Genomic DNA, 26,096 nt, shown 5'->3' with positions numbered 1-26,096 from the left:
ATTAATTTGAGGATTTAGATTCTAATTGTTCTACACGAGTTAACAAGGCTTCATAATTGTCTTTTGAAGCTTTTAAAGCGGCTCCTTGACTTTCAATAATTTTGTTTTGCTCTTTTATAGCATTAATAAGTACAGGAACGAGATCTGAATAATACACACCTAAACGATCTAACTCTTTTTTTGTTAATGTTCCAGATACTTCATCTTTTTCCCATATATGTGTGTGGACCACTTCGGGTACTAATATTTGAAGATCTTGTGCAATGAGCCCTATTTTTGTATCTGGATTATTTTTGTTCTTCCAGTTAAAACTTACTGGTTGCATTTTTAAAACCTCTGCAAGTCCATAATTTAAATTTGCAATATTAGTTTTGTTTCGTCTATCAGAAGTTTGTATGGTACCATTTACGGCATAGACATCTAACCATTTTCGATTTGGGCCACCTAAACGATCATCTTCGTCGACAGTAGGCACTAGACTTGAACTGAATGCTAAAATATCAGTTCCACCGTCTTCTATAGTCTCACTGCCAATACGTAAGCGACCTCCTGTAATATGTAAAAGTTCTTGAGGTGTATGAGTACCTAATCCTAAATTACCATTTTTTAAAACGGTTAATGCATTTGCTCTTACTGTTCCAGAACCAGTCCCAATTTCAAAAAGAGGATCAGTTTCTATCCAAGATTCCGTGTTGCCACCACCAATATTATATCTACCAATCGCAGTTGAAAATGCCGCTTCTGCGTTAGTTCTACGACCCATTGCGGTTGAATATAATCCAACTGCATTTGTGATGTCTCCCATAGCTGTAGAATTTACTCCAGATGCGGATGTATTGCTTCCCATTGCTGTAGAGTTAAACCCAGAGGCTACTGAACCTGATCCCATTGCTGTGGCACCTTGGTTTGAAGCAGTTGTATTAGCTCCCATAGCTACTGAAACAAAACCAGTGGCACCTCTTGATGTTGATTCTAATGAACTGTAACTTAAGTCAAGGGCATGCAAACCTATATTGCCAACATGAGTTGGATCTCTTCCAACCAATCTAAAACCACTACCATTACCTTCATCAATAGCTTCAAGACCTTCCGTATTTAAAGCGTGTTTCGCATATGGAACTGAATTAAATGGTGTGTTGCCAAAGTCTACAAGTCCTTCTCCTAAATCTATTTGTACGTTGAGTTCAGCATTTCTACGTTTCCAATCTATAGACATAAAATCGCCACTAATTATTGATCCTACTCCAATCACAGCAATTGCAATTCCGTTAATATCAGTAAACACCTGTTGTGATTCGCTATAGACCGATTCGTTATCAATTTTAATAGTAAAAACCACATCTATTTCTTGATTGCTTATGACATTTCCTGTAGCATCTTTTATTAAAGCTTTGTAATTAATTCCGTTTTGGGCAATACTAATTATTGAAATTAGCAATACTAAAAATGTAAGTTGTGTTTTCATTTTTCAAATTTTATAGATGAGACAATTGTATTGTTACTCATTATATTTAATTGATATGTGCCATCCTTTAGATGATCAACAGCTATATAAAGTTGTGATGGCAGATTATTTTCTGCTTTGCCTGTAGTTTTTAGTTTAGTCATTTGCAAATACTATAAATCTTGCATTTACAAAGCTATTTGAGATGTATGTAGGAGAATATTACATATGTTTCAAGATGTTATACATATGTAACAAGGCACTAGAAACCTTTAAAATTAGGGATTAAACTTTGCTATAAATTGTGAAGGAGTTTCGTTATAACTCTTTTTAAAGCACTTTATAAAGTAGCTGACAGAATTAAAACCAACTAAATAAGCTGCTTCAGAGATACTAATATTTTGTTTCTTTAAGATATCTCTAGCTAATAACATACGTTGAGATCTGATAAATTCTGAAGTCGTCATACCAACAATAGCTTTTAGCTTTCTATGCAATTGGGTTCTGCTCATTAACATATATTTACTAAAAGCATCTGATGTAAATTCTGGGTCAACTATATTTGTATCTAATACTTCTTTTAGGCGTTGCATAAATTCTGCTTCAACAGATGTAACTTCTAATTCTTTAGTAAGAATTGGTTGCTCAATAAAACGCTGCTTTAATTGCTCACGCATTTCTATGAGTTTATTCACTCGTACTTTTAAAATGTCTGCATTAAAAGGTTTTGTGACATAGGCATCTGCGCCAGTTTCTAAACCTTCGCGTTGTTGTTCTTGAGTGACTTTTGCGGTCAATAAAACAATAGGAATATGACTTGTTAGGGTATCTGATTTTAGTTGGTTACAGAGTTCTATACCATTTATTTCTGGCATCATAATATCACTAATAACTAGATCTGGTAGCTGCTTTTTAACTATTTGTAAGCCTTCGCTAGACTTTGTTGTTTTAATAACATTATAGTTTTCTTCAAAAATTGAAGCTACAAAATTTAGAATATCTTTTTTATCGTCAATAATTATAAGTGTTGGTCGTTCATTTATAGTAGTTGTATTATTTATGTTTTCTATTTCTGGTTTATCGAGTTTTATTAATTCATATTCTTCAAAGGCATCTTTTGTAATTGGTAAAGTGATGTTAAATTGAATTTTATGATCATCAAGAGTATTTGCTAAAATTGTGCCTTTAGAGAGTGTTACCAAATCTTTTACTAAAGCTAAACCAACACCAACTCCTTCGGAAGCTTCATTATCTTGATAAAACCGTTGAAATAATTGGCCTAATTTATCAGCCTTAATTGTGTTATTTTGATTAATGACAGACAGTTGTAATTGATCATTTTGCTGCTGTGCAGAAAAATAAACTGTTGATTCTTTTGGAGAATATTTTATCGCATTAGAGAGCAAATTAGAACCGATTTTTTCTACAATATCTTTATCAAACCAACAATTATGTAAATCATCTATATTAGATTCAATCTTTATATCTTTTTCTTTGGCTTTATATTGAAAAGCTGACACCAATTGTTTTAAGATAATGCCTAAATTTCCTTTTTCTACTTTAAGTTTTATTTGTCCGGCATCAATTAAAGATAAATCCATCATTTGATTGACTAAGCCTAATAGACGTAAAGCATTTTGTTTTACTACTAGTAATTCTTGCTTATTTTTTTGGTTTATAGTTTTGCTAGCGAGTTGTTTGTCTATTGGACCAGAAATTAAGGTTAGAGGTGTTCTAAACTCGTGCGAAATATTAGTGTATAGTTTTGTTTTGAAATTGTCGAGTTGTCTTAATCGTTCTGCTTCCGCATGTTCTAGTTTTACCTGAGTTTCTAGTTTCCATTTAAATTTAAAATAACTGTAAACACCATATAACAATAGGACAATTAATAAGCTGTACGTAATGAGCGCTAAATTGGTAGCATACCACGGTTTTAATATTTTAAAAGAAACTGTTGTTGGTTCTTTATTCCAAATACCTTCATAATTACTAGAAATAACTTTAAAGGTATAGTCGTTTGGCGGTAAGTTAGTGTAGTGAGCAAAATTTTTTATATTTGAATCTGACCAATCTTTATCATGGTTTTCTAATATATAACTATATGTATTTTTTTCTGGATGCGAAAAATGTAGACTAGAAAAAGTAAATGTAATAGTATTTTGATTATGCGCAAATACTAAATCATCATATAGTTTTTTTTCTTTACCAAAAACTTCGAACTTAGAGATAGTGGTTTTTGGTTTTGACTGATTGTAGGTTATTTTTTCTGGGTCAAACCAATTGACACCTTCAATACCTCCAAAATAAAATTGACCATCAACTGCCTTAAAATAAGCTCCTGTATTAAATTCGTACGCTTGTAAACCGTTTACTATTGTAAAATTTTCAACATAATGCTTAAAAGGGTCATTTGGATTGAATCTGGCGATTCCTTTATTTGTGCTTGCCCAAAAATTATCATTATCATCTCGTAAAAGACCATATATAACATTATTTGCTAAACCATATTCAAAATCATAATCTTTTACTTTTAGCGTTTCTTCATCTATACTTTTAATACCATTTCCATTAGTTCCAATCCATAGTACTCCATTAAAATAGTTTAATGATTTTATTTTGTCATCAAACTTATCTATTTTTTCAATATTTTTAGTAGTACAATCTAATTTGTATAAACCATCAACGTCTGTACCAATCCATAGTTTATTGTCCTTTCCTTGCTCAATGGTTCTAATATTGTTTGATAGTTTTGAATTATTACTATTATAAGTTTCTATGATACCATGATTTTTATCAAATTTAATGAGTCCTGCTGTGCGAGTACATAGCCAAATGTTAGCATTAGCATCTTTATATATTTTCCAAATAGCATAATTATTTAATTCTGGAAAAGATTGAAATTCACCATTTGGTTTTAATATTTGCAATCCATTAGATTGATGTCCAATCCATAGTTTATTATCTGTAAAAAGTAAGCTCATTACTCTATTACTAGATAGTTCTGAATTATGAGTTGTAAAGGTTTTGTATAATTTGTTTGCCCTTTCAATTCTAGTAAGCCCTTTACCAGAAGTGCCTAACCACATAATATTATTAGCGTCTACTGTAATAGAACGTACAACATCTACACTAACATTTTCTGGAACCTGTTTACTTGTAATAGTGTTAAACTTTACCAAGTGCTCATCGTAATAACTTAAGCCAGCACCTTCTGATCCAAACCAAATATTTCCGGTAATATCTTCATAAATTTTTAAAATATCATTGTAATGTAAAGCAAAAGGGTCTTCCTTATTTGCTTTAAAGTTTAAAAGTTTTTGATCAGTATCTAATAGATATAGTCCATCTCCATAGGTGGCAATCCATAATCGAGATTTAGAATCTAAAAATATATCTTGGATATTAAGATTGTTAGGTAATTTATTTGTTAATAATGTATGTGATAGGTTATTTGACTTAACGTTAATTGCATGTATACCTTTGTTATAGGTTCCGAAAATAATATTCTCACCATACTTTATTATACTACTTACAGCAAAATTATCTGTAGAAGCTATATGAGAAATTAATTCATTGTCAATTTTAAAAATACCTATACTGGTTCCTAAATACAAGGAATTATCGATTGCCTGTATTTCAAAAACAGAAGAATTATAAAGCTGTTCTTTAAAGATGGACTTAGTTTTTTGTGTTTTTATATTAATAGTAACTAAGCCTTTGTCTAAAGTGCCAACCCACAATGTTTCAGAATCTTTTCTATGCATAACGGTAGCATTGTGTATAGAAGTAATAGAGTCAAACACCTTAGACGTATAATTGTATTTTTCTATAATTTCATTAGAGCTGTAAGACCATAAATCGCCATAAGAATCTGAAAGAAGTTGCCCTAATTGGGTGTAATTAGAACGTGTAACATCTTGATATTGCTTATTAAAGTGAGTAAAATCTCTGCCATCATATTTGTTTAACCCATCTTGGGTTGCAAACCACATATACCCAATACTATCTTGAGTTATACTAACAACACTATTTTGTGAGAGTCCTTCATTTACTGTAACGCTTCTAAATGAAAACTGTTTGCTCTCTTGTGCAAATAATAAGCTAACAGGTATTAAAAGGCATAAAAAAAATAACTTTACTCTATTGATAATCATAGAGTAAAGTTATTGAATGCTTACTGATAATTCAAACTAAAATTGAATGAATATTACTTCAATTTCAAAAGCTTAGCTTAAAATTATATTTAATTAAGGGTTAATAAATGTCTGTTTCTATTGTGCGAATTCTAATTTAAATAAGCAATGATCTAACTTGTGCTTCTATTTAGAATTCAACGTTATTCAATAACAATTTTTCTAGTTTCAATTTTATTCCCAATCCATATTTTAAACAAATAAATTCCGGCATTTAAATTTGAAACATCGATTTCGTTGGTATTATTAAGTGCTCTTACCTGTTTCCCTAAGATATCATAAACTTCTACACTATCTATTGGATTACTAGATACAATATTGACCTTGTTTTTGGCAGGATTAGGATACAGTGTTAACTCTGCTAATTCACTAACCTCTGGAGTGTTCAGTATATTTCCGGCAAACTCATCAATAGCACCAGCTTGAGTAATAGTAAAGAACGATGACCTTGCATTTATACCCATCATTCCGTTAGCTGTTGAATCTGGGTCACTATCATTTTCAAATAGACGTGCCTCCGAATTACCGTCCGATGGTGTAAAAGTCATCCATAGTACTTCTGCACCTGCATTTAAAACACCAATATAACTAGAACCTCCTGTTGAATTAAAGACATAATAATCGTTATCTGGTGCTGCTTCTGGACTTCTAATAATTCCTGCAGAATTATAAGTTGATACACTCTCACTAGTATGAGCTAACGTTCTTGTACCCGCAACACCATCTGATGGAAACACTATTGTTACCGATGATGTACCACCAGTCGTTACTGGCGCAGCGGCATCCATATCTCTTGTTACATATAATTCGTATAGAGAATTATTGGCATCCCAACGTAATTCAAAAGTGACGTTTTGAGCAAAAAGTGATGCTGTGCAAAGTAAGATTGCAAAAAGTGTAATTGTTTTTTTCATGATTTTGGTTTTAATTATTATTTAATATTTCTATCGCATTTTCTAATCGCTGTATGTCTAGATTAAGTTGTGTTGCACTTCGTAATGCAGATGGTGAAGGCAATTGTTCTTCAAATAAATTGTATTGCGAGCTAAAGCTGGTGTTTAGTGGATATAAGAGTATAGATAGTAATATTTGGTTGTTCTCGTTTGAAAAAGACACATTACCATCGAGAAATACGTCAGATTGAAAATATCCATCAACAAAATCATAACTGGTACTAAAACTTGAATTTGAAGGAAATAAAATGATATCCGTTAGTACACGGTTAATGTCTCCAGAGAAATTTATAACACCATCGCCATTAGTATCTCCAGCCCAAAGAGCCATGTTACCATTAGTTAAAGTAGCTTGCGCTTGTGTCCCATAAGTAATGGTATTTACATCAGTAAAATCTACTATAGTTGGTGATGATGATTTATCTATAGCAACCGTTGAATTTGTCATAATACCCAAATGATTTTTATGATTTACAACCACGTAATAATCATCTGCTGAGACATTAGGACTAAGATTAGAAACACCGTCAGTAGCTACCACATCACCATCGCGTTGTAACAAAGCCGATTGTGATAAAATAACAGTTGTGTCATTATTTTTATCTCTCAGTTCTATCCAAACCCAATCTACAATAGCATTGTCACCAGTAACATTAAAAACAGAGGCATTACAAGTTGCAGCATCTGTATATGGACTTGTGGTTGGTATATAACCAGCTGCACGTAAATCGTCATTCATTAAATCTGCATTAGCAGGATTAAGCATTGGCCCTTGTAAAAACATCTTAGGATTGATACTGATTTTGAGATCAGCATTAATAAAGCCTTCGGATATTGAAATCCCTCCAGCGCTTAATTCTTGTACATTGACTTCGCCAATGGTATATAGCATTTGAATGCCTCCAGCAGTTGCCGATGCACCACCAGAATCTATGCTGAATTTTTCTATGGTTTGAGATGCTACTGGTAGGACGAGTAAAAGCATCAGAATTGTAAGTAGTTGTTTCATTTTATTCAAAATTTTAATTGTGTTTTTGTGAAAGGAACTAATTATTTAAAAAAGCTAAGAGCTGTAATTATTTTTTAATGAGTACTAAATTATAAACAACCTCATTTTCAAGGTATCACCATTGTAACAAATAGTGTAACTTATGTAACATTACTGTGCTAACAGTTATTTATCCTTATTACACCTCAATAGTAATAGCAAAAAATTTAATAAAACTAATCCTATAACTAATGAACCGACGTAATTTAGAAATGTCATTTTTTATGTGTTTTAACCAAATAATTTGCCAAATCAATTGCCTTTAACTTGAGTAGGTCATGCTGCTCCTCTGTTCTACCTTGCACCGAAGCTTTAGTTTGATACGTAATTACAATAAAGCTATTATAGTTTTCATTTAAAATGCTCACCATACCTCTCCGTGGCTGTAATGCAATGTAGCAATCGCCAGTATCCGCTAATAATATATCTCTACCCATAAGTACTCCGCTAGGTAGCTCTGCCTTATCTTTGAGCAGGTTAGCTATTTCTTTTTTGATTTGTTCCTTACTACTAGGAACTGGCATAAAGCGCAAAGTTGTCCCTGTATTGTCATGACCTTCCCCAAAACCTTTGATTTTAAAAAAACATTCGTTTAGAGAATTACTTTCTAGCACCCTAATATCAGAAACTGGTATTTTTAATATTTTGGCAAGTACTGCAATAGAGACATCGCAGGAGTAATTGTTAAACAAACTGCTGTAATCTGCACTCTGCTTTTGTGTAGTTGCGACTTCTTGCTTTGTTTCATTTTTAGCGGTTGTGCTGTTGTTTTCTTTTGTTTCTGGTTTGCAGGAGACCATTAGGCATATGCCGATGAGTATTATAATATTTTTCATAATTATGTGTTTAAATAGTTTTATAATTTATATATAACAAATTGGAAGGTGTTTGCGACTTGCGTACCACTAGAATTGAAAATATAAACCCTTAAATCACCATTAGAATGTGTTATACTAGCCGTTCTAAACTGACCAGATAATGGCACAACTGAAGCCGAACTATTAGTATGACTTAAACTTGAACCCGCCACATTAATGTAAACAGTAGGCGCATTTGTAACATCTACGGTAAAATTGCCTGTCCCACTAAGTATTGATCCTGTAGAACTTATAGTACCATAAGCGATAGGAACCATATTTGCATCACCAGTGGCTTCTCTATTTATTTCTTCAGAAACATCTAAAGTGCCTGCAACATTTATATCATCATTAACTTCAAACGTGCCATTAAGACGAAGCAATCTTGTATCAAAATCACCGTATAAATATGGGATGTTATTGAATTTTGGTCCTAAAAACAACTTACTACTCGTACTCGTACCAGAACCTGTTGAGCTTCCAATAAAAATATTGCCACTACCTGTTACATTTCCTGTGCCTGCATTGATACCTATAGCAATATTTCCTGCGCCAATTGTATTTGATCTTAAGGCTTGCCTCCCTATGGCAATATTCCTGTTTCCGCTTGAATTCTTATCCATTGATTCCTGTCCAATAGCCGTATTATAATCTCCAGTTGTATTGTCATTCATAGCATCTTCTCCAATAGCAGTATTTTCTATTCCTGATGTATTACGTTGTAATGCATCACGGCCAATAGCAGTATTTTTTTCTCCGGATATATTAAAATTCAATGATTCTGAACCTATGGCAGTATTACCAAATCCAGTTGAATTTACTCTTAATGCTTCAAAACCAATAGCGGTATTTCCACCAGAAGTATTATTTTTTAATGCTTCATAACCAACAGCTGTATTATTAATGCCTGTTGTATTCAGGTTTAATGTATTAAATCCTATGCTTGTATTTTTATTATCTGTACCATCATCATTTAATCCTGCATCTATACCCATGAATAGTGAGGATCCACCAGTGTCTGATTTACCGTCTGATAAGTCATCTATATTCTTAGGTGCGTTGGCTGCGGATAAAGCATAAGGTACAGCCATAAATTGTGAAGTGCCCATATCAGTAAGCCCATTTCCTGTATTTATTTGAACATTTAAAAAATGAGCTCCATTGGCCCAATCAATAGCATCAAAAGATCCAGCCGTTGGCGTCCCTTCACCTATATTCACTATGATGATTCCGTTATCATCTGTTGTGGGCGCGTGGGTTTCTTGGTAAACAGCTGAAATACCAGTAGTAATCGTAAATTGAACCTCATCTATCAGTTCGTTGGCTAATACATTACCTTGATTATCTTTAATAACAGCCTTGTAATTAATACCTTGTTGTGCAAAACATGAAATTGACATTAATATAGCGATGAGTATTGTAATTAGTGTGTTTTTCATGATTTTTTAATTTTTAGTTGATAATAATTGCGTCATATCGTCAGACTCAAAAAGTGTTTTAAATTCCCGTTTTAAAATAGTTCTCAATAATTTTGAGTAATTCTTTGTTAATTCATGGTTATCTTGTCTTTTAAACTTTCCGCTTATTGTTATCCCTTTTAATTCGAATGTAATTTTAGAATCCACCCTTTTTGGTGTTAACAATAGACTTATGTATTTATCTCCAGTCCACTCCACATTATGCAATGCCGAATCTGTCGTTTTATGATGGCTCGTATAAGCATTAAGTTGACTTTTTATAACAATGATATCTTGGTCATTAAAAGAAATAGTGCAGAATAACTGTTGGTATTTATTAGATTTAAATACGACTTCTGAGTTAGTTGTCGTTTCAAAATTATACTTCCAAAAAACAGGACCACCATAACGACCTTTATATAATTTTGTTTTAGCTTCTTTAGAAAGGCTATCTTCCGCAATGTGGTGACTATCTCTTAAATCGAGTGTTTTGCTTAACTCGTCAATACTGCAATGTGCTTTATCTTTTTTTAATTCTACTTTAAAACTAGAAGCAACAGTCGTGTTTAAAACGTCTTTTAAATGCTCTACTTCTTTTTGCTCTAGCTTTTGACCATTAACCATTTGAAATATCAACATGGTTATGAAACTAAATATGATAGACTTACTTTTCATGTGTTTAAACATTTTTTTAATTCGGTAAAATCAAAATCTCTACTCTTCTATTTTTCGCTCTATTTATGTCTGAATCATTTTCAACCAAAGGTTGAGATTCTCCATAGCCTTTTTCTTGCCATTTAAATTGGGTGCTGGGAATTAACTGTCTCAAAGCTTTTGAAACACTTTTGGCTCTCGCCAGAGACAAAGCATTGTTTGTAGATTCTGAACCCACATCATCTGTATGGCCTTCAACTATGATTTTGCCTTTTTTGAGTACAGTAATACTATTTACCAATTCTTTTAGGGCATCTAAACCTTTTGGTTTTAATTCACTTTTACCAGAATCGAATAAAACTTGGCTATCTAAATTTAATCGCATAGCAGCACCAATTGCAGCAATGGCGTCCACATCTGCTCCAGGTAGGGCGCTTTCCTCTTTAAGGTCTTTTAGGCGTACATAATAGAAAAGCTCACCGTTTTTTACAAAAGGTCCAATATCTACCGCAGCAACTCCACCATCAATCTTTCCTACCTTAATCCAGTCGATGCCATCTTTTGAAATTTCTAAATCCGTAGGTTCAATTTTACCAATTTCAAAAATGTACAGGTCTGGACCGTTAACGTTAGTTAATGCATTATCTATAAATTGTACAGTTAATGTGCCTGCTAACCCTAAACTGTGAATTCCGGCAATGTCCTCGGGTAAAAAACCTTCAATGACGTCTGGTTCTCCCAACACATTATTTACTTGCTGCGTCAATAATTTTGGATGATGTGCCTCAACTACTTTGTCTGCAAATGAGAGGGAACCCAATGGCAGATAAACAGCCTTCTTTTGATGTCCGATATAAGTTACACCAACATCATCGCCATAATAAAGATTTGGATTGAGTTTTTGAAATTCTTTCTTTGCTGCCGTAGCCTTACGGACAATCTGATTTCGATAGGTATTTACAATGCTTTTATTGAACTTTATGGAGCGTTGATACTCAGGACTGGCATTTAATTTTCCGGATTCTATATCTTGTTCCTTTTTAGTAAGTTCAGCTAATAATTTGGTCGCTTCTATATCACTGTGCACTTGTGAAGACAACTTATTCAGTACTTCCATTTCTCTTTTTTCATCGGTTGTTGCTGGCACTTCATTTATCCGTTCTACATCACGCATTACGTAACCTGCTTCTGTGAGATCCAATTGAGACATTACATTGGTACCAGCCAATGAATCTATTTTTTTAAGTTTTGCCATTGTGGCTTTCGGACCAGATTCGGCTTGGACTATTAAAATGGCTTCTTCTAATGATATTCCAGTACTTGTGTTTTTTGAGGTCAATTGTTCTTTGGAAATATTACCTTTTAAATAAACTTTGTCTTCAGCATTTTGTGCTTCCTGTCGCTCCTTCATAGCTTGCTGAGCTAGTACCTTAAGACTATCTGGATTATTAATAAGTTTTTCTAATGATTCACGAGACACTCCACTTTGCTCTAACATATCCAGTACCATTTCGGTATCTAATTGAAAATCTGTTTCACTTTTTTCAGAAGCTTCAAGCATACCTTTGCCCAAATTGAACAAATCGTTTAATTCGGAATTGGTAGTTTTATCTGAAGACTTTTCAGTATTACTTTTAGAACTCTCTGGCTCAGGATTGGCATTGGAATGCGTATCCACATGTACATCAGACGCTTTGGAATCACCCGATTTGTTACCACAGGAGTAGCTCACAAATACAACTAATAATAGAAAGACTGTTTTTTTCATTGTTTTTAAAATTTATCTGTGATACCTCATTTCTACAAAATTGTAGAACATTACACCAAATCTATCATACCAATCTTCTAAGCCATGAGCACGTTCGCAGGCATCTAAAGCCATTAAACTGTTATGAAACGATTCTAACATTTCGATACGTTTAGAATCATACGCTTTATCTACTTCATCAATGCTTCTCATAATTCCTCTTCTTTGCGATTGCCAAACGATGCCCACAACACCATGATAACCAGATGTATTATCTCCCAATGCAACAGCAGCATCCGTAAATGCTTTAGAACAATTATAGATGGTTTGAAGTCTCTCTAAATTATATCTACATCGATTAAATTCTGCACGTGCAGACCTAAAGCAATCTGCGCAATCACTGTCTTCATCATTACAGAAAGATGGTATTCTTGGTTGGCCAGGAGGTGGAGCAGAACCTAAACAAGAGCCTACATTCCTATATTGCCTTATATATTCTTCTAAGGCATCTGCAGTGGCAAATGCTTTATTTATAGTGTTTATTCTTGCATCGATTTGTCCATTTATAGTAGCATTAACAGAGTTTCTTTCTCTTCTATGAAATATTTCTGTTTCTAGATTAGATTCTCTGGCGCGTTCAATACCAACTGTTTGTCCATAACTTAAAGTTGGTACACCATGGATTGTCAGTAAAACAATTAACAGCATGGTATTTTTTCTTCCCATTAATTTTCCTGCCAATAAACCTACCACTAATAATAGTACACCAATGACAATATAAATCCACAGGTTATTATTGGCTTCTTGGACAGTATCGGTCTTTGCTTCAGAATTGACTACTGCACTATCTGATCCTAAGGTTGTTTCTGTAGCTTTAACAAAAGGTGAACCTAAATGATGCATTACTTCAGGACTTGCGTTGACAACTATAGAATAAGGAACATCGTGGGTTTCTTCAGATTTTACAGTAAAACCGATATCCTGATAGCTTCTTAATTTAAAGTTGATAAATCCGTTTTCGGAAGTTGATGTTTTTTGTGTTTCCTCTATATTATTCCAACTATTATAGACAACATCTGCTTGTAAACGTGCCTTAGCATCATTGGCATAGATGAAAATATCAACATATTGATAAATATCATGTCCTTCAACATAATGATAATTTGTGGAGTCCTTTTTTAAGGTTAAACTACCTTCAATATACTTTGCTCCTTCATATTTTGGGTGTTCAGTTAACCCTAATCTTATGGGCTTAATATTTTTATCGAGCGTAAATGGTTGTGCTGATAAAAAGTTAATACCTAACAATAAGAGAACAAGGGTCGTATAAAATATATTCGTTTTCATATGTATAAATTTTAATAATTTGCAATTTCATCATCTGCATGTTTTAGAAGATTCATGCCTATTTTTAATCATTGTTTTGAGAACCAAATAGTTTTTCGGAATCTGAATAACCTATACCACTAAAATTTAATGGTGTAAAGGTTATTGCACTCATTGTCTCATCTTCTAGATTACCTTCCTCAAAGCGGATTTTCATTTTTGAAACCTCAGCTGTACCAGAAGCAGCCGTTGCGTTAGACAGATCTATTGTGCCAGAAATCTCACTTTCTGGTAGACGTTTGCTACCATTTAATTGAATTCTATACATGGCACTCATTTTGCCTCCTCCTTTTTTTGGAAGTTTAAGAATAGCTGTCGCTTCTTCGAGAATGTTTTTATCTACATCATAAAATAGTTGTACGCTTTCTTTACCCTTATCTAATTGTTTGGTAAACGTAATAATAGCAGTACGTTTTTTTGTTTTTCTATGTCTTGAAACAATCCCAGAAGCTTTGGTGTAAGACCAGTCTTTACCGTTGATTTTGCAAAGAAAAGTGCCTTTAGATTCTATTTCACGTTTAGTAGTTATTTCTTTGTTATCTGCTTGCTCTTTTTGTTCAACTTGTACGGTTTGGTTTGTGTCATTTTTGGTTTCTGATTTGCAAGAAACCAAGAGTAATATGGTTATAAGTGTGATGTATTCTTTCATGATTTTTTATAGTTGCTAATGATATAGTAGTGAAACAAAGTATATGTGTATTTTATTCCTCTTCGTAACGCACATAAACCTTATGAACTTTTACTCCAGGAATTCCCGTAACTATGCCACCATTGCCCCAATTAGCTCCGGCACTTGCGCTAATTACGTATTGACAACCTGCTTGAATAGTTTCATTAATGTTATAAGTATATTTATGGAGATTAGAACTTTCAATACCATTTGCGACATGAGTATTTATAGTAGTAATGGTTTCTGAAGTAACATTGGAATCGCCACAGTATTTTGAAAAGACAAAACTTAAATCTGTGTTAGGGTTATCATCTTCAAAGACATAAGAAATTGAAATCAATCTTGAACCAACAGGTACTACCAATGGAGCTACTACATAAGGCAAGGTACTTGAAGGTGTAGAACCTGATAAATAAACAGTATTAGAACTGTAAGCGACACTCATACTGCTAACTAAACGAGCAACGAAATCCGTTGCTGGAATAACTATTGTTTTTTCCATTTTTTTTGCGCCAAGTGTTACCCAACCTGTTTCTGCAATGTACCCTTCAAATGCATTTGCGGTTTCGTTAAAACGAATTGTACCTGGTGTAGGTGTTGTAAAATCATTGGCTACTTTTATTTTACCGCTTATATCCAAAGTTTGTGTAGGCGTTTCCGCATTGTAGCCAATACCCACTCTACCATTTTTAAGAACAGTTAATGCATTGTTTCTAGTTTCAGTACTTATGGTGGCTGTGCCGTTTCCAATTTCAAAAAGCGGATCTGTACCAACCCAAGCATTTGGATTTCCGCCACCAACATTATAGGTTCCTATTGCTGTAGAAGCATAGGATTGAGCATTAGTTCTATTTCCTAAAGCAGTACTGTAAGAGCCAGTGGCAATAGTATTGAGTCCAAAAGCTACTGAGCGATTACCAATATTCTCGTCATCCCATTCTGTAGCTAAGGCTCTACCTGCTCTAAATGAACCCTTACCTGTATTAAAAAACATACGAGAATCGCCTATTGAATTGCCTGTATCGTCTAGTTGACTGCTACCAAAAACAAAATCATCTGATGTATTTTCTCCATAAGTAATGCCATCTTCACTTTTAAATGTTTGATTTTTTACATTTTCTGCTAAAAGGGCATAAGGGACAGCATTAAATGGTGTGTCGTCGAAATAAACAAATGAGCCATCTAAATCTAAGTCAATACCAACTCTTAACATATAATCTTCTTCTCCCCAATCTATTGTAGTGAAATCTTGGAGTTGTCCTGGCACACCTTGTCCTATTGTAAGAATAACTAAGCCGTTACCATCTGTGGTTGCTAGATGGTCTTCATTATATTCTAAGCCACCACCACTTTTGAGAATAAAAAAACGAACTTCGAGGTCTTGATTGGTAACAACATTTCCGTTATCGTCTTTAATAATAGCTTTGTAGTTGATGCCTTGTTGCGCAAAACTTGAGATTGAGATAAAAAGCGTGATAATTAATACTATTATATTTTTCATAATATGTTTTTTAATTAGTTGATTTAGCTTCTAATAGATTTAAACGCGTTACTAAAGCTTCAATAGATTTATCTTGTATAACATCTTTTGCATTTTGAGCTTCAATAATCATTTGCTGTTCTTGCAATGCTTTTATCAATACAGGAATCAACTCTGTATAAGATAAAGTCAGTAAATCTGATTCTTCTACATAGTTTGTAATACTTGGAAAGATTTTTTGTACTTCTTGGGAGATTAAACCTAAATTACGCTTAGTATCGGTTTGCTCTTTCATTAAATAACTTACAGGATTGAGTTGCATGACTTTTTTAAGTGTGCCATTTTCTAAGGCTGTGATGTCTTTTTTAGTACGTCTGTCTGAAATTGAAGAGTAATTACCTGTAGATTCACTAAAGAAACCACGATAATTACCATTTCTATACATGGACAAACTACCATTAGGTCGCGTTTCTAGTCGCCATGACGATGTGTCGTTTAATGCGTTTTGAACGGTTAATGGACCACCAGTTATAACCTCTCCATTTTTTAAAATGGTTAATGCATTACTTCGACTAGAAAAATCATTGCCATTTCCTATAACAAATAAGCGGTCTTCTGAATTCCAAGAATCTATAGAATTTGGCTCATAGTTTGTATTGTATCTACCCATTGCTGTTTCTGCATAAGATTTGGCCGATACATAATTTCCCATTGCCGTAGAATAATCTCCTGAAGCTGTAACATAAAATCCAAATGCTGTAGAATAATCTCCTGAAGCTGTTATGTCAGATCCAATTCCTGTGGAAAAGTCTCCTTTAGATCTAATTTTTAAACCTATAGCTATAGAGTTTTCACCAGAAGCTCCATAACGATTAGTGTTAGAAGGAAACCAATTAGCTCTAGTACTTAAATCTATAGCATCAAAGCCAATAGGATCATAAACATTTATATTTTCGTTATTAACGCCAATTAATCGCCAGCCATAAATAGATTGTCCAGTTACAGGATCTGCGCTTTCTGTAATCCTTTCTAAACCTGTTGGTAAAATTGTGGGCTGGTTAATTAAATCATTATAATCGCCACTAAATACATTGGCAGCGGTTTCGGCAGTTTCAGCATGTTTTGCATAAGGTACAGCCATAAACTCAGTAGCATCAAAATTAATGGTGCCACCACTATAGGTAATTGTTGTTTGCAGAAAATGTTGATTTGTACTCCAATTTATATTGGAGAATACACCTAAAATTGGTGTGGTAGCTGTACCAATGTTTAAAATCAATAGTCCATTAGCATCTGTGGTGTAATTATGACTTTCTTCATATACAATTGCACCAGTTGCTGACCCTTGATGTACCGTAAACTGTACGGTCATATAAGTATCTGCTAAAACATTGCCATTAGTATCTTTTAATATGGCTTTATAATTAATGCCTTGTTGCGCAATGCTTGAAACTGATATAAAAAACATGATGATTAGTGTAATTAATGTCTTCATAATCTTATTTTTTAAAATTGGTTTTCTTTATGACCTTATTCTTGTACATAATTTTTAGAACGTATTTACCAGGCTGTAAATAGTTAACATTGAGATGGATTTCTTTGGTGGGAACATAGTCTATCTCAGCATGATAGGTTGTACGTTTTTTTTTCATACAGTACAAATCTATATGGAAGACTGTCATAACGCTGTGAAGCATGTAACAGAAGTTATGACTATTGTAACATGCCTGTATTTATGGGAGGTAAGAGCGGTGAATTCTAAATTTAGAATTGTAAAAAAACAATTTTGACCGTCTAAAAAATGATAAGAAATAGATAGAAACTGACAGAAAATTTTAAAGATTAACTGCGGTTTGCAAACTCAGTTGGAGTACAGTTATATGCTTTTTTAAAACATTTAGCAAAATACGAATGGTCATTAAAACCTACTGAATAACCAACTCCTGAAATATTAATGTCAGAGGATTTTAATAGTTGCGCTGCCAATTTAAGGCGTTGGGAGCGTATAAACTCAGATGCTGTAAGTCCGGTCAAAGCTTTTAGTTTTCTGTGCAATTGCATACGACTCATGCCAACAGCTTCTGAAAATTCTGAGACGTTAAAAGACGAATCTATTAGGTTTTTCTCTAAAATAGTTTCTACTTTTTTGAGAAATGTTTCGTCTAGATTGGTAATAGCAATATCGCTAGGTATTAATACCAATTCTTGACTATAGCGCAATTGTAGTTGCCTTCTAGTCTCAATGAGCTTTTCAACTTTTAGGATTAATAACTTTTTATTGAAAGGTTTAGTGATATAATCATCTGCGCCTATATCAATGCCTTTAAACTTGCTTTCTACGTCTGCTTTTGCAGTAAGTAATACAATGGGAATATGCGCTGTACGTTCGTCCGTTTTTAGGTTTTCAGTCAATTCAATGCCATCTTTTTCTGGCATCATTATATCTGAAATAATTAAATCTGGAATGTGCTCTAACGCCAATTCTACACCAATTATTCCATTAGATGCAGTGATAACATTATATCTGTCTTCAAATGATTGTTTTAGTAAATTTCGTAAGTCAATATTATCTTCAACAATTAACAAAATTGGTAAATCACTATCTGTAAAGGTCTCGTCTTCTTCAGAAGTAATGTTAGCATACAACGGTACTTCCATTTCAACTTTATTATTGGATAAAGTTATGATCGAATCTTTTTTAAAACTGTTTTTATCAATTGGGATATTTATTTGAAATATTGTCTCTTCATTCGGAATACTTTGTACTTCTATTTTACCTTGATGTAATTCAACTAGTTCCTTAACTAAAGACAAACCAATTCCCGACCCTTGATTTTGCTCATTGGTCTGGTAGAATCGCTCGAAGATGTTATTTAATTCGTATGGAGTTAGCCCTTTACCTGAGTTTATAACTTTTAAAAATAATCTTTTGTTTTTAATATAGGCATTGCAAGATATTGTACCATGTTTAGGTGTGTATTTTAAAGCATTTGACAGAAGATTGACCGTTATTTTCTCTAAAGCACTTTTATCGTACCAAACAGCATCTTTACTGTTAGAAATATCAATGGTGTAGTCTATATTTTTTTGATGAGCGTGATAGATGAACGATTCACTCAAAGCAGAAATAAGTTGAAGTACATTACCTTTTTGAAGCTGCAGCTTTAAATGTCCTTCATCAATTTTTGAGAGGTCCAACAATTGATTGACTAGTTCTAAAAGGCGCTCGGAATTTTGCTTAGCTATGGTGAATTGTTGACGTTGTTTATTTGATATTGAATCCTTGGCTAAAATATCATCGATAGGACTAGATATTAAAGTCAAAGGTGTACGAAACTCGTGAGATATATTAGCAAAAAAGTTAGACTTTAATGTATTTAATTCTTTTAATTTATTGTTTGTTTTTTGACGGTTACGATATAGAAAGAACAGAAAAAATCCAGCAATAGAAGTTAAAGCAATACCACCTAATAGTAAATTTTTTTGGTTTGTTTTTTGTTGCTCTACAATCTTATTTTGAGATTTCAATAAATTAATTTCTTGTTCTTTTTTCTCGGTTTGATATTTTGTTTCGAGCTCAGATACATTTTCTTTATTGAACTCAGTTTGTATGTCATTGAGATATTTTCTAGCTTTTTCTGATGATTCGAATGCTTTCTTATAGTCTCCAAGGTTGTTATAAACGCTAGCATAGATATCTTGAATCTTATATTTATGCTCTTCTCTTACAAAATAGGCGCTTTCTAATAAGGTTTCAGAGGTTTTTAGGTGTCTTAATGCCGTTTTTGGATTATTGATTTTATTGTAAAACTCAGCAATTCTATAATTAGAGATGCCCTGCATTAAAGTATCTGTGGTTTTATTTATGGCAATTAAATCTTTCTTATAATAGTGCAGCGCCGAATCCTGTTGAAGCTCTAAATCGTACAAATTTGCTAATCCATTATATATTAAAGACTTTCTGAGATCATTGCCTGTAAAATTTGCGTCTATATAGTCTGTGTTTGAAAGTGCCTTTTGATAGTTAGCAATCGCCTCTTGAGTCTCATTTCGCTGCACATGCACATAAGCCTTTTTTTCGTAAAGAATCGCAGCTGGTATATTGAGGTAATAAGCGTTATAAAACTTAAGGCTGTCTTTACTAATCTTTAAACCATCATTAACCAGTTGGAGACCGTCTTTGATATGCTTACTCATTTGAGGAATAAAACTTGTATCATTAACTGTCTGAGAATCATATAACACATTAATGATATTCACTTTATTCATAGCTGCAAGAAATATATCATCATTTCTAACTTCTAGAAGTGAGTCTAGCTTTAAAAAATGTACTAGAGCAATTTCATCTTTAGTTCTGTGGTAATACAGAGCGCCTCGCCTATTATAGATACCTTTTAATCGCTTCCATTGATTATTCTTAATTGCTATTGGCTCTGATTCTGCTAAATACGATAGTGCTTTTTCTAAATCTGGTTCAACAAAACTAAGTATTCCCACAATTTCTACTTGCAAAGAATCTTCCTTGAGCTCTTTGGCCAAATTGTAGCTGATTTTGGCATAGTGATAACAACTATCTAGTTGCCCTTCGCTATAAAAATCTCTATATTTTTGTATTTGATTTTTTAAAGTATTTTTCTTCTTTTCGTACTGCCCAAGACAAAATAGAGGCATTAGAAGAATAATTAATAAGTACTTTAAATTCATAGAATTAGCAATTGACAATTTAAAGATAAGTCAATATTGTGAATATAAATTAGGGAGCTATATAATTCTTTGCATGTTTATTGGCGTAATCACTCGGACTACAGTTATAAACCTCTTTAAAGCATTTTGCGAAATAGCTATGGTCATTAAATCCGACAGAATAGCCGACTTCGGACATATTGATGTCAGATGTCTTTAAGAATTGTGTTGCTAATTTGAGACGTTGAGAGCGAATGAACTCTGATGTTGAAAGTCCTGTTAAAGCCTTCAGTTTTCTATGCAATTGCATACGACTCATACCAACAGCTTCAGAAAATTCTTTAACATTAAATGAAGGGTCTATTAATTTTTTATCTAACGTAGTTTGTACTTTTTCAAGAAATTGCTCATCTAAATTGGTAAATGCGATATCTTTTGGCAGTAACACCAATTCTTGGCTGTATCGCAATTGCAATTGTCGTCTCGATTCAATTAGTTTTTCGACTTTAAGGATTAGTAATTTCTTATCAAAAGGTTTGGTGATATAATCATCTGCACCTGTATCTATACCCTTAAATTGACTTTCTACTTCTGCCTTTGCTGTTAAAAGAATAATAGGAATATGTGCTGTGCGCTCATCGGTTTTTAAATCTTCAGTCAAGGCTATACCATCTTTTACTGGCATCATAATGTCCGAGATTACTAGATCTGGCACATGCTCTAATGCCAATTCTACACCTGTTTTTCCGTTTGAAGCGGTAATCACGTTGTAATTAGTTTCAAACAATTGTTTTAGTAAATGTCTTAGGTCAGTATTATCTTCAACAATTAGCACTATAGGTAAGTCACTGTCTTTTAGAATGTCATCCTCTTCATTAGAAGTGTTGGTATATAATGAAATTTCGTTTTCAATTTCATTATTTGAATTAACGAGGATGGCTTCATTTTTAAAACTCTTTTTGTCAATAGAAATTTGAAGTTGAAATGAGGTTTCTTCATTTGGTTTACTTTTAACTTCAATTTTTCCATGATGTAAAACGACCAATTCCTTTACTAAAGATAGACCAATTCCCGAACCTTTATTTTGTTCATTGGTTTGGTAAAAGCGCTCAAAAATATTATTCAGTTCGAAAGGTGTTAAGCCTTTTCCTGAGTTCCTTACGTTTAAATATAGGTTGTTGTTCTCTATATATGCTTTACAGGAAATAGTTCCATTTTCTGGTGTATATTTTAAAGCATTAGATAATAAATTAATTGTAATTTTCTCTACAGCATCTTTATCGTACCAAACAGCTTCCAAACTTTCTGCAACATCGATCTTATACGAAATATTTTTTTGCTTTGCGTAATAGGCAAAAGATTCACTTAATGCTGAAATTAATTGTAGTACATTACCTTGCTGAATATGCAATTTTAAATGCCCTTCATCTATTTTAGATAAATCCAATAATTGATTTACGAGTTCTAACAGACGTTCAGAATTTTGTTTGGCAACTGTAAATTGCTGTCGTTTTTCATCAGGTATAGAGTTGTCCGCTAGCATGTCGTCAATAGGACTAGAGATAAGTGTTAAGGGTGTGCGAAACTCATGAGAAATGTTTGTAAAGAAGTTTGTTTTTAGCGCATCAATCTCCTTTAACTTGGTGTTCATTTTTTTACGATTTCTGTAAAGAATATATACGAATAATCCCGCAATAGAAACAATACCCAAACCACTTAAAAGTAAATTTCTTTGATTCTTTTTTTGTTGTTCTACAGTTTCATTTTGAGATTTTAATAAAGTAATTTCTTGTTCCTTCTTTTCAGTTTGATATTTGGTATCAATTTCTCGAATAGAAGCGAGATTGTGAATATTATTTAATGAGTCTTTAAGGTTGTAAGTAAGAACTAAAGTCTGATAAGCTTTTGCATAATCTTTATTCATAGCATACGCTTCAGAAAGGCTTTTTGAGGTTTCTTGTTGCAATAACGTATTATTATCATCATTGTAATTTAATAGTAATTGATTGAAATAATATATGGCCTTTTTTGGTTCTTCTTTTTTAATGTATAGTTTGCCAAGTTCATGAGTAGCTATAGCAGTTTCGTAGCTATAGTTTTTATCTTTTTGTAAATCGAACCCTTCTTTTAAAAAATGCTCTGCCTTGTTTAATTCACCTTGTTTTAATTGAATTAAACCCAAATAGGTACTAATTGTTGCAACAGAACTCTCTTCGTTTATTTCTTTAAAATAGGTATAGGTACTTTGCAATAAACTATCTGCCAATTCTAACCTTCCTTTATAATAATGGGCCGAACCTAGATGCAAATTTGTAGTGTTTAAATAAAAAGTCACGTCGGCAGGAATCTTTTGAAACTCATCATTTGCCTTTTTAAAGTATTTAATTGCTGTGTCGTAATCTTTAAGTTCTTCATATATAGTTCCTAAACTTTGATAAGTTGCCGCAATAATGTCTGGTCTTTGTGGTGTTTTACTGTGAATAGAATCAGCTTTTAAATAATAAAGAATAGCCATTTTCATATTATTTTGTCTGCTATAGGTATTTCCAAAGGCTGTATAAGTATCAGTAATGATGGGTAAATCATTCATTTTTGTAGCTACATCTAAACATTCGGAACATGCTTTTATAGCATTTTCAGATTGTCCTAAAAAGTAATAAATACGGCACAGTCCGTTCTGAGATAGTGCAATTCCTCGCTGATAATTATATTTTTTCGCCAATTTAGATGCTGTGTCAAAATAGAAGATGGCTGAATCTAACTGTTGCATTCTCCTGAAATAATTGGCTTTAAAATAAGGAGCTTCAACAATGCCTATAGAATAATTTCTATCTAAACTGAACTCCTTGATTTTAGCAGCATAGACTAAAGAACTATCTGGTGCAGGATTAATATATTTAGCAAATTGTTGTTTTAAGTTAAGGTAAACAATAGAATCATTTTCTGATAACTGATCTGTATTCACCTCATTTTGCCCGAGAGAATAATGGCTAAGTAAGAAACAAAATAGTATGCTGAAATACCTCATATAATTGTGTTGGGGATAATTTTAAACAAAGGCAATTATATGAAAATCAATATAATAAGAGTGTGAATATTGTAACATTATCTGTTACATACGTTACAATAGAGGAATATAAGTATAATAAAGTGCTAGCGTCTCAAAGCAAAATGACCTGTATAAGTTTTGCCATCTAAGAATTTGGTAACAAACCAATAGTCATCGCTCGGTAAATCTTCTCCATTGAGTGAGCCATCCCAACCGCTATTAGATATAGTTTGAGTAGAAATCAATTTTCCATAACGATTAAATATTTCAATGGTTTCTATTAAACTAAATTGAGTGTTAGAACCAACGACTTGCCAAACGTCATTTTTGGTATCACCATTTGGCGTAAAGAATTTAGGAAAACCAAGAACGGAAATGGTTTCTTCAATAATAGAACAGCCATTAATATCTCTAACGAATACTGTGTAAAAACCTCCAGTAACACCAGAGAATATATTACTTTCTTGATAAAATCCATTACTGTCATCTAAAGCATACTCGTAAATACCATCACCTGAAACAGAGATTGTAACAGTGTTATTAGGATAAAGACCTTCTACCGAAACAGTTTCAATAGTCGCAGAACTCGATGGACTAACAATTATAGTTCTACTTACAGAACAGCCATTAGGATCGGTAACAATTACGGTGTAAGTTCCTGTTTCGTTAACTTCATTAAAAGATGTGTCAACCTCTGTTGAGGTTCCGTTAAATAACCACTCGTAATAATAATTGTTAGGTAAATCGTTGCGCACTCCACCGTATAGAGTTATAGTTTCTGGATATGTATTGGTGCAATAAAATATAGTTTCATCAGCTTCTAAAACCGGAGTGTATAGTACCACAAGATTTACAGAAGAAATACTATAACATTGATTATTGTTTTCAACTCTAACATACAAAGTTTGAAAATCTGCTGTAGTATTTTCAAAATTATTAAGCAGCGTATTGATGTCATTATAGGCATCTTCTTCGGATAAGTAATAAGATAATGTTGCACCAGTTGGTATTTGACCCTGAATTGATATTGCAATATCATTTAAATCAAAGCTGGCAAAACCATCAACAATAATGCCATCACAAACTTCTAAATTTGGAATATTTAGCGTGTTGTTAGACGTTTGTAGTTCTAATTCTGCAATATCAAAACAGTTGTCAGAATTTGCAATTCTGGCAAAAACAGTTTGAAAAGGAATTTCATTTTGAAAACTTGAAGCATTGGCAATTGTATTTTCGTTAGCTAAGGCATCTATTTCATTAAGAAAAAAGTCTGAAACTGTAGCTGAGTTATCATTATTAGTTAAGTCAGAAGAAGCATCAAATAGGTTAAATGTTGTTAAACCGTCTTGGTTTTGATCACATTCCACTAAGATAGCATCATTCCCAACAGGCGGTGGAGAAGTTTCAATCACAATCTCACCATAGGAAATACAACCGTTAGCCAAACCTACTTCAACAGTATAGGTGCCAGGCTCAGAAACGGTGTAAGAACCACAAGTTCCACAACCTAAAGGAGCACCTTGTACTAAAACACCATTTCTGTACCAATCGTATGTGTTTTGTCCATCTTGGTAGGCTATGAGTTCTAAGGTATCTCCTTCGCAAAGAGCATTTGTCGTTGCGATTAATCGATTTGGACCTAAATCTGTAGATAATTGAAAACTTGCTGCTTCTAAAAATACAGCAGAATCGTATCTAAAATTTTGTTCGTCTGCAATAACTAATTTTACGTGGTATGTTTGGTTGGGAACTACATTTGCAGTTGCTGTTAAAACGGCAGTTTGACCATTAAAATTAATTGGTGCGTTGGTACCATTGTAATTACCAAAGTAGGCTTCGTTTTGTGGAGGACAGCTGCCTTGTACACCTGGAGTTACTGTTGTAGCTTTAACAGGAGTATTAGTGTCTGGTACTAATGCAATATTTTCATAAGGATCTTGACTAGATGCTGGACGAATTAAAAACCCAAATAAATCTGAAAAATTACAACTGTTAGGATTGTTTTCTTGGTATTCTTCTGATGCAAATAAATAACGAAAACTTATTTGAGAAGCTACAGATGTAAAATCGAATTCTAAGATTGTAGCATTAATAGTGTTAGATTCATTTAATGCGAATTCTAAATCTGCATCACCTTCCCAATTTGGTGCATTATCATCACTCAAAGTGTTATTTGGTCCTGGCACATTTTGAAGTCTTCCTGTACTTAAAACTAATCCACTTTGAAAAGGAAAAGAGGTTCCAGCGGCATCAAAAAAACCATAACTAAAATCAGTACCATTAAAATCGCCACCAGAAACATTTGTTACAACTACATTTTCAATACAATCGCTGTCAATTAAGATATCTTCTATAAGTTGTTGTGGTGTATAAGTTTGGCTATCTACTGAAATGTTTTGGGCATAATTCAATAGGGAAAATAAAAGGGTAACAATTAAAAATGTTCTTTTCATTTTCGTTTTTAAGGGAATGCAA

At 33.1% G+C, this 26,096-nt stretch carries 16 protein-coding genes; all 16 read right to left on the bottom strand.

Features of this window, described 5'->3' with window-relative positions; all coding sequences use genetic code 11:
- Position 1: 1 nt before the first annotated feature.
- Complete coding sequence (locus tag H8K90_RS12845) at positions 2-1,465, bottom strand: tail fiber domain-containing protein (protein ID WP_186846389.1); 1,464 nt, start codon at positions 1,463-1,465, stop codon at positions 2-4.
- Positions 1,462-1,608, bottom strand: coding sequence for a hypothetical protein (locus tag H8K90_RS12840; protein ID WP_186846388.1), 147 nt, complete (start codon positions 1,606-1,608; stop codon positions 1,462-1,464). Before H8K90_RS12840 ends, H8K90_RS12845 begins: the two co-directional genes overlap by 4 nt.
- Positions 1,609-1,722: 114 nt before the next feature.
- The gene (locus tag H8K90_RS12835) at positions 1,723-5,598 is read right to left on the bottom strand and encodes a hybrid sensor histidine kinase/response regulator transcription factor (RefSeq protein ID WP_186846387.1); all 3,876 of its coding nucleotides are present in this window, start codon (positions 5,596-5,598) and stop codon (positions 1,723-1,725) included.
- 182 nt (positions 5,599-5,780) lie between these two features.
- Positions 5,781-6,551 carry a T9SS type A sorting domain-containing protein gene (locus H8K90_RS12830; RefSeq protein ID WP_186846386.1) on the bottom strand — a complete coding sequence of 257 codons (771 nt, stop codon included), beginning with the start codon at positions 6,549-6,551 and terminating at the stop codon, positions 5,781-5,783.
- 10 nt (positions 6,552-6,561) lie between these two features.
- Complete coding sequence (locus H8K90_RS12825) at positions 6,562-7,599, bottom strand: hemagglutinin protein (RefSeq protein WP_246457742.1); 1,038 nt, start codon at positions 7,597-7,599, stop codon at positions 6,562-6,564.
- Positions 7,600-7,853: 254 nt separating this feature from the next.
- On the bottom strand, positions 7,854-8,474 hold the full coding sequence (locus tag H8K90_RS12820) for a hypothetical protein (protein WP_186846385.1): 621 nt from the start codon (positions 8,472-8,474) through the stop codon (positions 7,854-7,856).
- Positions 8,475-8,494: 20 nt separating this feature from the next.
- The gene (locus H8K90_RS12815) at positions 8,495-9,934 is read right to left on the bottom strand and encodes a hypothetical protein (RefSeq protein WP_186846384.1); all 1,440 of its coding nucleotides are present in this window, start codon (positions 9,932-9,934) and stop codon (positions 8,495-8,497) included.
- 6 nt (positions 9,935-9,940) lie between these two features.
- Positions 9,941-10,627 carry a hypothetical protein gene (locus tag H8K90_RS12810; RefSeq protein WP_186846383.1) on the bottom strand — a complete coding sequence of 229 codons (687 nt, stop codon included), beginning with the start codon at positions 10,625-10,627 and terminating at the stop codon, positions 9,941-9,943.
- Positions 10,628-10,643: 16 nt separating this feature from the next.
- Positions 10,644-12,374: an OmpA family protein gene (locus H8K90_RS12805; protein ID WP_186846382.1), complete on the bottom strand. Its 1,731-nt coding sequence runs from the start codon at positions 12,372-12,374 to the stop codon at positions 10,644-10,646.
- Positions 12,375-12,386: 12 nt separating this feature from the next.
- The gene (locus tag H8K90_RS12800) at positions 12,387-13,700 is read right to left on the bottom strand and encodes a hypothetical protein (protein WP_186846381.1); all 1,314 of its coding nucleotides are present in this window, start codon (positions 13,698-13,700) and stop codon (positions 12,387-12,389) included.
- Between the two features lie 64 nt (positions 13,701-13,764).
- Positions 13,765-14,388, bottom strand: a complete 624-nt coding sequence (locus tag H8K90_RS12795) for a hypothetical protein (protein WP_186846380.1) — start codon at positions 14,386-14,388, stop codon at positions 13,765-13,767.
- Positions 14,389-14,440: 52 nt separating this feature from the next.
- Positions 14,441-15,910, bottom strand: coding sequence for a hypothetical protein (locus H8K90_RS12790; protein WP_186846379.1), 1,470 nt, complete (start codon positions 15,908-15,910; stop codon positions 14,441-14,443).
- 10 nt (positions 15,911-15,920) lie between these two features.
- On the bottom strand, positions 15,921-17,384 hold the full coding sequence (locus tag H8K90_RS12785) for a tail fiber domain-containing protein (RefSeq protein ID WP_186846378.1): 1,464 nt from the start codon (positions 17,382-17,384) through the stop codon (positions 15,921-15,923).
- Positions 17,385-17,731: 347 nt separating this feature from the next.
- The gene (locus H8K90_RS12780) at positions 17,732-20,593 is read right to left on the bottom strand and encodes a response regulator (protein WP_186846377.1); all 2,862 of its coding nucleotides are present in this window, start codon (positions 20,591-20,593) and stop codon (positions 17,732-17,734) included.
- 49 nt (positions 20,594-20,642) lie between these two features.
- Complete coding sequence (locus H8K90_RS12775; protein WP_186846376.1) at positions 20,643-23,600, bottom strand: response regulator; 2,958 nt, start codon at positions 23,598-23,600, stop codon at positions 20,643-20,645.
- 125 nt (positions 23,601-23,725) lie between these two features.
- Positions 23,726-26,074: a T9SS type B sorting domain-containing protein gene (locus H8K90_RS12770; protein ID WP_186846375.1), complete on the bottom strand. Its 2,349-nt coding sequence runs from the start codon at positions 26,072-26,074 to the stop codon at positions 23,726-23,728.
- Between the last annotated feature and the right edge of the window lie 22 nt (positions 26,075-26,096).

The sequence above is a fragment of the Winogradskyella echinorum genome (assembly GCF_014297365.1).
Taxonomy (GTDB): Bacteria; Bacteroidota; Bacteroidia; order Flavobacteriales; family Flavobacteriaceae; genus Winogradskyella; species Winogradskyella echinorum.
This window is presented reverse-complemented; position numbering and strand designations above follow the sequence as displayed.